Consider the following 11,699-nt stretch of genomic DNA (forward strand, 5'->3'; position numbering starts at 1 on the left):
ATCCATGCAGGTGTGTCCAGCATCATGAGGTTGCCGGCCAGCGGCCGGCACCACCGTTCAACGCTCAAGCCCTGCGACGCTCGATCAGGTTCAGCAGCGGCCCGGTCATCGCCGTGGTCACCAGCGCCATGACCACCAGCACCGCGAACAGGCGGTCGCCGAGCAGGCCCAGCTCGTAACCCAGGTTGAGCACGATCAGCTCCATCAGGCCACGGGTGTTCATCAACGCGCCCAACCGCCACGCCTCGCGCGTGGGCATGCCGGCACTGCGTGCAGCACTGAAGGTGCCCAGCAGCTTGCCGGCCGTGGCCACCACGATCACCACCCCGCACAACACGATGTCGCTGGCCTGCAGCGCATCGGCACGCATGCGCAGGCCGGTCATGGCGAAGAACAACGGCAGCAGCAGGGTCACCGCAAACGGTTCGACGCGGGCCATCAACAGGTCGCGCAGCTGCGCGTTGGACGATACCGCGACGCCCGCCGCGAAGGCACCGAACAGCGCGTGGATGCCCAGCATTTCGGTGATCAGGGCACTACCCAGCGACAGCAGCAGGATGCCGAGCAGCCAGCGCCCCTCACGGCCCGGCGCGATCTGCTGGCGGGCAAACCACGGCTTCACCAGCCCCAGCATCAGCGCCACGAAGGCGACCACGCACAGCAGGTTGAGGCTGGCCGGCAGCCATCCACTGGCCTGTGCAGCCGCCACGATCAGTGCCAGCAGGCACCATGCGGTGGCATCGCCCAATGCCGCGCAGGCGATGGCGGTCTGCCCCAGCGACGTCTGCGCGATGCCGCGGTCGGCAAGGATGCGCAGCAGCACCGGGAACGCGGTGATGCTCATCGAGATGCCGACGAAAAGTGCGAAGGCAGTGAAGCCCACGCCCTGCGGGCCGTGCTGCGGATACAGCCAGATCGCCAACGCGACGCCGAGCACGAACGGCACCGCGATGCCGGCATGGCTGACCGTGAAGGCGAAACGCCGGCGGCCGCGCAGTGCTGCCAGGTCCAGCTCGGCACCGGCCACCAGCAGGAACATCAGCACGCCCAGCTGGCTGAGCATGCCCAGCGGCCCCAACGAGCTGGCCGGGAACAACGCACCATGCAACTGCGGCAGCAGGCTGCCGAGCACCAGCGGGCCCATCATCAGGCCGGCCGCCATCTCGCCAATCACCGCCGGTTGTCCAAAGCGCTTGAGCAGCGCACCGGCGCCCTTGGCTACCAGCAGCAGTACCAGCAGCTGCAGCAGGAACAGGCCCAGCGGAGACGCCAGATGCTGCGCCCAGCTGCCTTCGGCAGCAACCGTGGCACGGGCGACCATCTCGGGGGCCGCCGGCCCGGCATACCGCGCCAGCAGCACCCCGGCCAGCAACGGCACCCCGGCCCACGCCAGATAACGCCATCCCCATTTCGTGGGCGGCGCGTTGCCGCCTGCCTGTACGTCCATGAACATTCCCCAATGCGCAGGGGGCGATCATACAAAAAGGGGACGGAGGGGATTAAGTCGTTTGTGCCACTAACGACTTAATCCCCTCCGTCCCCTTTTTGGGGCTTAGGCCAGTGCCTGCTCGTGCACGCCGGCGATCGCGCGTCCCGAAGGGTCGGCAGCGGCGGCGAAGCTGGCGTCCCAGGCAATGGCCGCCGGCGACGAGCAGGCGATCGACTTGCCGCCCGGCACGGTCTCCGCTGCCGCACGGCTTGGGAAGAACTGCTCGAACAGGTGGCGGTAGTAATACGCCTCCTTGGTCTGCGGCGGGTTGTGCGGGAAGCGCTTGTCGGCCGCCGCCAGCACGCGGTCACTCACCTGCGCCTCGGCATGCGCCTTCAGGCCGTCGATCCATCCATAGCCGACGCCATCGCTGAACTGCTCCTTCTGACGCCACAGGATGCTGTCCGGCAGGTAGCCGTCGAACGCCTCGCGCAGCACCGCCTTCTCGATGCGACGGCCACCGAACCCGGCGCCCACCATCTTGTGCGCGGCATCGAAGCGCATCGCCACGTCGAGGAATTCACGATCCAGGAACGGCACGCGCGGCTCCACGCCCCAGGCCATCATCGACTTGTTGGCACGCAGGCAGTCGTAGTTGTGCAGCGCGTCGAGCTTGCGCACCAGCTCCTCGTGGAATTCACGCGCATCCGGTGCCTTGTGGAAATACAGGTAGCCACCAAAGATCTCGTCGCTGCCCTCGCCGGAGAGCACCATCTTCACCCCCATCGCCTTGATCCGCCGCGCCAGCAGGAACATCGGCGTGGAGGCGCGGATGGTGGTGACGTCGTAGGTTTCGATGTGGCGGATCACTTCCGGCAGCGCATCGAGGCCTTCCTCGAAGGTGTACTCGAAACCGTGATGCACGGTGCCCAGCGCTTCGGCAGCAATGGCAGCGGCAGCCAGATCGGGCGAGCCCTTCAAGCCGATCGCGAACGAATGCAGGCGCGGCCACCAGGCTTCGGTCTGCCCGCCATCCTCGATGCGGCGACGTGCATAGCGCGCGGCTACCGCCGCCACCAGCGACGAGTCCAGGCCACCGGACAGCAGCACGCCGTACGGCACGTCACTCATCAACTGGCGTTCCACTGCATGCTCGAAGGCTTGGCGCAGTTCGGCCAGATCGGCCTGGCGACCCTGCACGTCGGCATAGTCACGCCACGGTTGCTGGTAGTAGCGCACCAGTTTACCGCTGGCACTGTCGAAATAGTGGCCCGGCGGGAACTGCGCGACATCGGCACAGGTATCGACCAGCGCCTTCATTTCCGAGGCCACGCGCAAGCGCCCCTGGGCGTCGTGGCCCCAGTACAGCGGCACCACACCGACCGGGTCGCGCGCCACCAGCACGCGTCCACTGTCACGGTCCCACAGCGCGAAGGCGAAGATGCCGTTGAGCTGTTCCAGCCACTGCGCCGGCGCGCCGCCCTGGCGGTAGAGCGCGTTGATCACCTCGCAGTCCGAGCCGGTCTGGAAGTCGTAGGTGGTGGTCAGCGCTGCCTTCAACGCCTGGTGGTTGTAGATCTCGCCGTTCACCGCCAGCGCCAGCTGGCCATCGGCCGACAGCAGCGGCTGCGAACCACCGGCCGGATCGACGATGGCCAGCCGTTCATGGACCAGCAGCGCACCTTCGTCGAGGTACACGCCGCTCCAATCCGGGCCACGGTGGCGCTGGCGTTGCGACAGTTCCAGCGCGTGGCGGCGCAGGGTGGGAAGATCGTCACCGGCCTGCAGGCCGAAGATTCCGAAGATCGAACACATGAGGGAGCTCCTGTTGGGGAATTTCACGGGTGGGAAGGTGTTCGACCGGCCATCCAGGCCCGGGTAGGCTGCGCCCGGGCACAAAAAAACCCGCATCGGCTGATGCGGGTTTTCTGGTGTCCGGGCGTGTGTTGCTGTCTATCTACCCAGGGCGCAGTCCCGCATCGGCCGCGCACGATTATTCGCGCGCAGATTATTGCGGTTGTTGTTGTTGACGGCGGTGGCCAGGCGGATCGACATGGCATCGACCCTACCCCGGTTTCCAGCGCGGCGCAACAGTTGCGTCGGCAACCGAGGCACCGGGGCACTGGTTGCCCTGCCCTGCCTGGGCCTGGCGGCCTACCAGACCCTCACCCGCCTTCGGCCCTGCCAGCGGCGGCCGGCTTGTTCGCCAGGCCCCAGGCGCAGCGCTTCTACATGGCGCGCCAAGCTACTGGGAAAAGGCGATCATGCCGCCGTTATTCATCTTTTCGGACCAGGGCCCGGCTGCAGTCCTGCGGAAGGTGTGCCGACCCACGGTCGGCACTCGCCCTCCTCACACCAGCAGCCGTTCCACCAGCCGCTGGTACAGCCCCGGCAACGCTTCCAGATCGTCCACGCGCACATTCTCGTCCACCTGGTGGATGCTGGCATTGACCGGGCCTACTTCGATGCATTGCGCGCCCAATGGCGCGATGAAGCGTGCATCGGAGGTGCCGCCGCCGGTGCTTTCTTCTGGCGCGCGGCCGATGTGCTCGGCCAGCACCGCACGGGCGATGGCGCGCAGCGTGCCTTCCGGGGTGTAGAACGGCTCGCCGCTGCGATGCCACTTCAGCGTGTACTGCAGGCCATGCCGTTCCAGCAGTGCGGTGATCTCCGCCTCCAGCTTCGGCGCATCCCAGTGCGGGTTGTAGCGGATGTTGAAATCCACGTCGAGCTCACCGGGAATCACGTTGTTGGCACCGGTGCCGGCGTGGATGTTGGAGATCTGCAGGCTGGTCGGCGGGAAACTCTCGTAGCCTTCGTCCCAGCGCCGCGCGCATAGTTCTGCCAGGGCCGGCGCCGCCTGGTGAATCGGGTTGCGTGCCTTTTCCGGATACGCCACGTGGCCCTGCACGCCTTGGACGCGCAGTTTGGCCGACAGGCTGCCGCGACGTCCCACGCGCAGCAGATCGCCCAGCGTCGCGGTCGACGACGGCTCACCGGTGATGCACCAGTCGATGCGCTGCCCGCGTGCGGCGAACAGGCGTGCAACGTGGCGCACGCCATCGATGGCATCGCCCTCCTCGTCGCTGGTCAGCAGTACCGCCAGCGTGCCGGGATGGTCGGGATGGTCGGCGACGAACTGCTCGGCGGCCACCACGAACGCCGCCACGCTGCCTTTCATGTCGGCGGCACCGCGCCCATACAGCACGCCATCGCGGATATGTGGGGTGAACGGGTCGCTGGTCCAGGACTCGCGCGGGCCGGTGGGCACCACGTCAGTGTGGCCCAGCAGAACCAGCACCGGCGCGCCCTGGCCATGGGTCGCCCACAGATTGTCAACGTCGCCCAGGCGCAGATGATCGCACTGGAATCCGGCCTGCTTCAGCCGCGCCGCCAACAGCGCCTGGCAACCAGCATCGTCCGGCGTTACCGAAGGTCGCGCAATCAGCTCGCAGGTCAGGTCGAGGACCGCGCTCATGCGTCGCCCACGCCGAAGCGTGCCTTGAAACCATTGTCACTGAAACCCTGGCTGGCTTTGCCATCGGCGGTGACCACCAGCGGGCGCTTGATCAGCTGCGGATACTCGCGCAGCAGCAGCTTCCATTCGGCCTCGGAGTCCGCAGCCTTGCGGTTGTCCGGCAGCTGCCGCCAGGTGGTGGAGGACTTGTTGACCATCGCCGCCAGCCCCCCCAGCTGCGCGGCCCATTCCAGCAGCATTTCCGGGCTGGGTTTGTTCTCGCGGTAGTCGACGAAGGTGTACGGCACGCCGAAGCGGTCCAGCCACTTGGTCGCCTTCTTGCAGGTATCGCAGTTCTTCAAACCGTAGACAGTGGTGCTCATGGCCATCTGTGATGCTGGAAAACAGAGGGCCAGAATCTCACAACAGGCGCTCGGACACGACCCGGAACGGCACTCTCGGCAAGCGGAAGGCCAGGCCCGATGCAAGCGCCACGCCCATCGCCTGCAGGCGCGGGCACTGCAGCTCGCGTTCCAGGCGCAGCGGCTGCAGGTTGTCGAGGTCTACCGGCAGCGCGACGCGGGTGCTGGCCCAGCGACAGTCGCAGGTGCGGGCGATGGCCTCGTCCTGGCAGGTGAGGAAACGCAGGAGGGCCTGATGGCCACCGAAGGCGGCGCCGGCATCGGCCAGCGCCGCGACAGTGCGCGGCGCAGTCGGGTCCAGCGCATGGCGTGCAGCAGGCGCGGCAGCATCCGCCCCAACAGGGTGTCGGACGGATGCCGGTAGATCGCGGACTGCGCCAGATCCTCCGGCGCAGCCACCTTCAGTCAGCCAGGCCGCGCAGCAGGTCGTTGACGCTGGTCTTGCTGCGGGTCCTGGCATCAACCTGCTTGACGATCACCGCGCAGTACAGCGAATGCGTACCGTCCTTGCTCGGCAGCGAGCCGGACACCACCACGCTGTACGGCGGGATGTAGCCGTAGGTGATCTCGCCGGTGGCACGGTTGTAGATGCGGGTGCTCTGGCTGAGGAACACGCCCATGCCGATCACGCTGTGGTGACCGACCACCACGCCTTCCACCACTTCCGAACGCGCACCGATGAAGCAGTGGTCTTCAATGATGGTCGGGCTGGCCTGCAGGGGTTCCAGCACGCCGCCAATGCCGGCACCGCCGGACAGGTGGCAGTGCTGGCCGATCTGCGCGCACGAACCCACGGTGGCCCAGGTATCGACCATGGTGCCTTCACCGACATAGGCACCGATGTTGGTGAAGCTCGGCATCAGCACCACGTCCTTGCCGAAGTACGTACCGCGGCGGGCAATGGCGCCCGGCACCACGCGCACGCCACCACGGCGGAACTTCGCTTCGTCATAACCGGCAAAACGCGATTCGACCTTGTCCCAGAACGGCGCCGGACGTGCGTCGACCACGGCCATGTCGTTGACGCGGAAGTACAACAGCACGGCCTTCTTCAGCCACTCGTTGACCTTCCAGCCACCGTGGCCGTCCGGTTCGGCAACGCGGAATTCGCCGCTTTCCAGGCCGTCGATCACACGGTTGACCAGCGGCCTGGTCGAGCCTTCCAGTTCGTGAAGGGTCAGCGTGGCGCGGCGTTCGAAGGCACTTTCGATGCCGAACTTCAGTTCTTCCACGCCCGGCGCGGCCGGCTTGCGCAGCGACTTGCGGGCGATGGTTTCGGCGCGTGCGGCTTCTGCGCTCTTGGCCGGGGCCTTCTTCGGTGCTGCCACCTTCTTCGCCGGCGCCTTCACCACCGCGGCTTTCTTCGGCGCGGCAGCCTTCTTCGCGGCCGGCACGGCGGCAGTTTTCTTGGCCGCTGCGCTCTTGGCGGTGGCAGCAGTCTTCTTAACAGGCTTGGTGGCCATCAGGCGGGGTCTCCGGCGTTTCGATCAGGGTCCAGGCAGGCCAGCATCGCGTCATGCAGCTGCTGCCGGGCAGGTTCAGTCAGGGGTAGGTCGTGTTCGTCACTGATCACGAAGGTGTCTTCGGCGCGTTCGCCGAACGTGGCAATGCGTGCATCATGCACGCGCAGGCCCTGGTTGCGCAGCACGAACGCCACGTCGGCCAGCAGGCCGGGGCGGTCGGGTGCGACCAGGGCAAAACGGGTTGCGCCCGGTTCATCGCGGAACTCGATGCGCGGCGCGAAGCGGAAATGGCGCAGCTGGCGTGGCACCACCCGACGCGACGGGCGCAGGCGCGACAGGTCACCACTGAGTGCCTCGCGCAGCGCGGCCTCCAGGTTGGCGCTGCTGCCATCGGCGAAGCTGTCGGCCGGATTCACTTCGAAGGTATCGAAAATGGTGTCGGCCGGGCCATCCAGCACGCGCGCGCGATGGATCCCGTAGCCCTTGCGGTCCAGGGTCATCACGATGGCGGCAAACAGTCCGTCGCGGTCCGGCGAATGCACGAACACTTCCAGTGCCGGGTCGTCGACACTGATGCGGCGCACCTTCACCAGCGTCTGGCCCTGTTTCACCGGTACCAGCGCCGCGGCCTGCCAGGCCAGCTGCTCGGGGCGCAGGCGAATGAAGCCCTCATCCGGCATCACGGCGAACTGGCGGTCGATGGTGGCGTCGTCGTAACCCTGCTCGCGCACCAGTGCGCGCACGCTGTCACGCGCCTCGGCCACGCGCTCGGCGGCCGGTACCGGATGCTCCAACCCCTCGCGCAGCGCACGCCGGGTGGCAAAGTACAGGTCGGCCAGCAGGCGATCCTTCCAGGCATTCCACAGTTTCGGGCTGGTGCCGGCGATGTCGGCACAGGTCAGCAGGTACAGATAGTCGAGGCGGTCGCGGCTGCCCACCAGGGTGGCGAAGCGATGGATCACCACCGGGTCGGCGATGTCCTGCTTCTGCGCGGTCACCGACATGCGCAGGTGCTGTTCGACCAGCCACGCTACCAGTTCGGTATCGGACGTGCTCAGCGCATGCGCCTGGCAGAACGCGCGCGCATCGACCGCGCCCAGTTCGGAATGGTCGCCGCCGCGGCCCTTGGCAATGTCATGGAACAGGCCGGCCAGCAGCAGCAGCTCCGGCTTGCGCAGGCGCGGCCAGACTTCATGGGCGATCGAGAAGCGTTCGTCGGCACGGCTGCTGGCGAACAGGCCGATGTTGCGCAGGACCATCAGCGTGTGCTGGTCGACGGTATAGACATGGAACAGGTCGAACTGCATGCGCCCGCTGACCTGGGCGAACGCGGGAATCCACTGGCCGAGCACGCCCAGCCGCGCCATGCGCGAAAGCGTATCGACCGGGCGTTGGCCACGCAGCAGGGTCATGAACTGCTCGCGCGCGTCGGTATCGGCCTGGTCGTAGGCCGGCAGCAGCGGCAGCGCTTCGGCCAGCGCGCGCGCGGTCAGCGAATGCAGGCCGCGTACCTGCGGATTGTTGGCCCAGCTGGAGAACAGCGCAAACACCTGGCCGATATCGCCACGCGGCCAGTCGGCCTCGTTGGCGGCCAGGTAGCCGCGGCGCAGGGAGAAGCCCACGGTCAGCGGTTCCGGCTGCGCTTCGCCATCGAACTGTTCCTCGAAGCGCTGCAGCAGGCGGTCGCTGATCCGCCGCACCACCAGCGCGGCGCGGTAGAAGCCCTGCATCATTTTCTCGACACCGAGGTTCTCGGCGTCGTCTTCGAAGCCCAGGCGCGCGGCCAGGGTCTTCTGGTAATCGAAACGCAGGCGCTCTTCCGGGCGACGTGCTACCAGGTGCAGGCCGAAGCGCAACCGCGCCAGCACCGCACGTTCGCGCTTGAGCGCCGCGGCTTCGTCGGCACCCAGATGGCCGAGCCCGACCAGGGCTTCCAGGTCGCGCACGCCAAAGGCACGCAGAGCCATCCAGCCCAGCGTATTGAGATCGCGCAGGCCACCGGGGCCATCCTTCAGGTCCGGCTCCAGGTTGTCGGCGGTATCGCCGAAACGCTGGTGCCGGTTGCGCAGCTCTTCCAGCTTGGCCAGGAAGAACGCGCGTGCCGGCCACAGTTCGCGGTCGTCGATGGCCTCGCGCAGCGCGCGGCGCGCCGCATCATCAGCCAGGATCGGGCGCGCCTCGATCAGCGCGGTCAGCACGGTCTGGTCCGTCGCCGCCTCGTGGCACTGGGATGCAGAACGCACCGCATGGCTGACCGCCAGCCCGCAATCCCACAGCAGCGCAAACAGGCGCGCCAGTGCCGCTTCGTGCGCCAGCTGTGCCGGCGGGCCGCCGAACACCAGCAGGTCGATGTCCGAGCGCGGGAACAGCTCACCGCGCCCATAGCCGCCCACCGCGAACAGCGACAGGCCACTATCGACTGGCAGGCAGCGCTGCCACGCCAGGCGGATCAGATGGTCGGCGGCACGCGCGCGCAGCGCCAGCAGGCGCTCGATGTTGTCGCCCTGGTCGAAGCGGCGGTACAGGCGCGCGTCGGCCTGCTGCAGCGCCTGGCGCGCGGCAGCAGCCCAGTCCGGGTCGTTGAGCGACGCGGCCGGCGTGTCCAGCAGCGAACTCGCCGGCAGCATCCTCAGGAGACCTGCGACTCGCCCGGCGACAGCGTCAGCACGTCGACGCCGGTCTCGGTGACCGCGATCATGTGCTCCCACTGCGCCGACAGCTTGCGGTCCTTGGTCACCACGGTCCAGCCATCCGGCAGCACCTTGTTGTAACGGGTGCCCTCGTTGATCATCGGTTCGATGGTGAAGGTCATGCCCGGCTGCAGCACCAGGCCCTGGCCCGGGCGGCCGTAATGCACCACCTGCGGCTCGTCGTGGTAGACCTTGCCGATGCCGTGGCCGCAGTACTCGCGCACCACGCTGAAACGCTCGCCTTCGGCATAGCTCTGGATGGCATGGCCGATGTCGCCCAGGGTTGCGCCCGGACGCACCGCACGGATGCCGCGCCACATCGCTTCGTAGGTGGTTTCCACCAGGCGGCGGGCCATCACCGACGGCGTGCCGACGAAGTACATGCGGCTGGTGTCGCCGTGCCAGCCGTCCTTGATGACGGTGACGTCGATATTGATGATGTCGCCATCCTTCAGCACCTTCCCTTCGCTGGGAATACCGTGGCAGATGACGTTGTTGACCGAGGTGCACACGGTCTTCGGGAAGCCGCGGTAGCCGACGTTGGCCGGAATCGCGCCCTGCACGTTCACGATGTGGTCGTGGCAGATGCGGTCCAGCTCCTCGGTGGTGACACCGGGCTTGACGTGGGGGGTGACGATGTCGAGCACTTCGCTGGCCAGGCGGCCGGCGATGCGCATCATCTCGATTTCCTGCGGGGTTTTCAGATTCACGCTCATGGCGCCCATTATCGCCGATCCCGCTGCAATCTGAACGAACGCCACCCAACTGGCGATCCGGGGGCATGCACGGTTCCGGCAAGGAAAGTGAAAGCGTGACGATCTCCACCCTTTCGCACGCCTGTTTATCACGGATTACAGACACTTACCCGCAGAAGCTGGCCACGACCGTTGTCAAAGCGGCCCGAACCTGCCGCCTTCGCCTTGTTCAACAGACCTTCGGGTCAGGGAGGTTGTCCATGCGATCCACGTTCCGCTCACCGCTCGCCTGGGTCCTGACCGGACTGTTGCTGGCCGGCCCCGCACTGGCCGCCGACACCACGACCTTCAACGTGACCCTGGTGGTCACCAAGGCCTGCACCATCACGGCGGCGGCGGCCACCAACGTTGACTTCGGCACGGCGGCCTCGACCACGGCGACCCCCACCCTGGGCCAGGGCACGGTGACCGCCCAATGCTCGGCCCTGACCCCGTACACGATTTCGCTGAACGCGGGCGCCAATGCCAGCACCGCCAACGACGTCACCACCCGCCGGATGAAGAACACCAACGCCGCGGTGACCGCCAACAACTTCGTTGGCTACCAGCTCTACCAGGACGCCGCTCATACCCTGGTCTGGGGTGCGACCTCGGGCACCAACACCCAGGCCGGCATCGGCACTGGCCTGGCCGTGCCCTACATCGTCTACGGCCAGATCCTGAACCTGAGCACCAACAACCCGGCCACCGGCAACTACCTGGATACGGTCACCGCCACGATCACCTATTGATGGAGCACGCCCGCATGGCCGGACCCCGCCCGTGGCGCGCCACCGGCGTGGCGCTGCTCGCCCTCTCCCTGCTGGCCGCAGCCCCTGCCGGTGCCACCAGCCTCCAGGTCGCCCCCACCAGCCTGCAGCTTGAGGCCCGCCAGCGCGCCGGCGAACTGTGGCTGACCAACAGTGGCACCTCGCCGGTCAGGCTGCAGGTGCGGGTCTTCCGCTGGGTACAGCAGGATGGCCAGGAACAACTGCTGCCCACCGAGGAACTGCTGGCCACCCCTCCGATGCAGGAACTGGGCGCGGGCCAGCAGCAGCTGGTACGGGTCATGCGCCCGAACCACGAACCGCCTGCGGCACAGCAGTACTACCGGCTGATCGTCGACGAGGTGCCTGATCTGGCGACCCGCGCCAACGGCATGCAGTTCGTGCTGCGCTATTCGATTCCGGTGTTCGTGCAACCGTCTGGCGGCAAGCTGGCGCCGCGCCTGCAGGCCAGCCTGGTCCGGTTGCAGGACGGACGCAACGGCGTGGAGGTGGCCAACACCGGCAACAGCTATGCACAGATCGCCGACCTGGCGCTGGGCAGCGTCCAGCGCCCGCGCATCGTGCACCCCGGCCTGCTGGGCTATGTACTGCCCGGGCAGGTGATGCGCTGGCCGATCGAGCGCACGGCCATCGACCGCGACAACGACCAGATCACGGCCAAGCTCAATGGCGAGTCGGAACAGACGCCGCTGTCGCCGCCACCGGCTCGCTGAGGC

10 protein-coding genes are annotated in these 11,699 nt (G+C 67.2%); 2 read left to right on the plus strand and 8 right to left on the minus strand.

Features of this window, described 5'->3' with window-relative positions; genetic code table 11:
* Nucleotides 1-64: 64 nt before the first annotated feature.
* The 8 genes from H4O10_RS02890 to map all read right to left on the minus strand — a co-directional run bounded on the left by H4O10_RS02890 (nucleotide 65) and on the right by map (nucleotide 10,177).
* The gene (locus H4O10_RS02890; RefSeq protein ID WP_012479620.1) at nucleotides 65-1,453 is read right to left on the minus strand and encodes a cation:proton antiporter; all 1,389 of its coding nucleotides are present in this window, start codon (nucleotides 1,451-1,453) and stop codon (nucleotides 65-67) included.
* Between the two features lie 99 nt (nucleotides 1,454-1,552).
* Nucleotides 1,553-3,244, minus strand: coding sequence for an asparagine synthase B (asnB, locus tag H4O10_RS02895; protein WP_012479619.1), 1,692 nt, complete (start codon nucleotides 3,242-3,244; stop codon nucleotides 1,553-1,555).
* Nucleotides 3,245-3,779: 535 nt separating this feature from the next.
* Nucleotides 3,780-4,907, minus strand: a complete 1,128-nt coding sequence (dapE, locus tag H4O10_RS02900) for a succinyl-diaminopimelate desuccinylase (RefSeq protein ID WP_049395930.1) — start codon at nucleotides 4,905-4,907, stop codon at nucleotides 3,780-3,782.
* The gene (locus tag H4O10_RS02905) at nucleotides 4,904-5,275 is read right to left on the minus strand and encodes an arsenate reductase (RefSeq protein ID WP_005412750.1); all 372 of its coding nucleotides are present in this window, start codon (nucleotides 5,273-5,275) and stop codon (nucleotides 4,904-4,906) included. The genes dapE and H4O10_RS02905 overlap by 4 nt, the downstream gene beginning before the upstream one ends.
* A 31-nt stretch (nucleotides 5,276-5,306) precedes the next feature.
* Nucleotides 5,307-5,768, minus strand: a complete 462-nt coding sequence (locus H4O10_RS02910) for a hypothetical protein (protein WP_229302631.1) — start codon at nucleotides 5,766-5,768, stop codon at nucleotides 5,307-5,309.
* Entirely contained in the window at nucleotides 5,710-6,771 is a 1,062-nt protein-coding gene (gene dapD / locus H4O10_RS02915) for a 2,3,4,5-tetrahydropyridine-2,6-dicarboxylate N-succinyltransferase (protein WP_005408756.1), read from the minus strand. Before dapD ends, H4O10_RS02910 begins: the two co-directional genes overlap by 59 nt.
* Entirely contained in the window at nucleotides 6,771-9,398 is a 2,628-nt protein-coding gene (locus H4O10_RS02920; RefSeq protein ID WP_012479616.1) for a [protein-PII] uridylyltransferase, read from the minus strand. Before H4O10_RS02920 ends, dapD begins: the two co-directional genes overlap by 1 nt.
* 2 nt (nucleotides 9,399-9,400) lie before the next feature.
* Nucleotides 9,401-10,177, minus strand: coding sequence for a type I methionyl aminopeptidase (gene map, locus H4O10_RS02925; RefSeq protein ID WP_010486307.1), 777 nt, complete (start codon nucleotides 10,175-10,177; stop codon nucleotides 9,401-9,403).
* 239 nt (nucleotides 10,178-10,416) lie between these two features.
* On the opposite strand from map, the gene H4O10_RS02930 reads away from it, so the two are divergent.
* A complete protein-coding gene (locus H4O10_RS02930; protein ID WP_005412747.1) occupies nucleotides 10,417-10,947 on the plus strand; it encodes a spore coat U domain-containing protein in 531 nt (176 codons plus the stop codon).
* Complete coding sequence (locus tag H4O10_RS02935) at nucleotides 10,947-11,696, plus strand: molecular chaperone (RefSeq protein ID WP_005412746.1); 750 nt, start codon at nucleotides 10,947-10,949, stop codon at nucleotides 11,694-11,696. The genes H4O10_RS02930 and H4O10_RS02935 overlap by 1 nt, the downstream gene beginning before the upstream one ends.
* Nucleotides 11,697-11,699 lie beyond the last annotated feature (3 nt).

The sequence above is a fragment of the Stenotrophomonas sp. I18B00994 genome, assembly GCF_014145825.1.
Taxonomy (GTDB): Bacteria; Pseudomonadota; Gammaproteobacteria; order Xanthomonadales; family Xanthomonadaceae; genus Stenotrophomonas; species Stenotrophomonas maltophilia.

Bases quoted from the DNA above. Each gene is read 5' to 3' on its own strand.
- map (WP_010486307.1), bottom strand. From the start codon at position 10,177: ATGAGCGTGAATCTGAAAACCCCGCAGGAAATCGAGATGATGCGCATC.
- H4O10_RS02905 (WP_005412750.1), bottom strand. From the start codon at position 5,275: ATGGCCATGAGCACCACTGTCTACGGTTTGAAGAACTGCGATACCTGC.
- H4O10_RS02890 (WP_012479620.1), bottom strand. From the start codon at position 1,453: ATGTTCATGGACGTACAGGCAGGCGGCAACGCGCCGCCCACGAAATGG.
- H4O10_RS02920 (WP_012479616.1), bottom strand. From the start codon at position 9,398: ATGCTGCCGGCGAGTTCGCTGCTGGACACGCCGGCCGCGTCGCTCAAC.
- dapD (WP_005408756.1), bottom strand. From the start codon at position 6,771: ATGGCCACCAAGCCTGTTAAGAAGACTGCTGCCACCGCCAAGAGCGCA.
- H4O10_RS02935 (WP_005412746.1), top strand. From the start codon at position 10,947: ATGGAGCACGCCCGCATGGCCGGACCCCGCCCGTGGCGCGCCACCGGC.
- H4O10_RS02930 (WP_005412747.1), top strand. From the start codon at position 10,417: ATGCGATCCACGTTCCGCTCACCGCTCGCCTGGGTCCTGACCGGACTG.
- asnB (WP_012479619.1), bottom strand. From the start codon at position 3,244: ATGTGTTCGATCTTCGGAATCTTCGGCCTGCAGGCCGGTGACGATCTT.
- dapE (WP_049395930.1), bottom strand. From the start codon at position 4,907: ATGAGCGCGGTCCTCGACCTGACCTGCGAGCTGATTGCGCGACCTTCG.
- H4O10_RS02910 (WP_229302631.1), bottom strand. From the start codon at position 5,768: ATGCCAGGACCCGCAGCAAGACCAGCGTCAACGACCTGCTGCGCGGCC.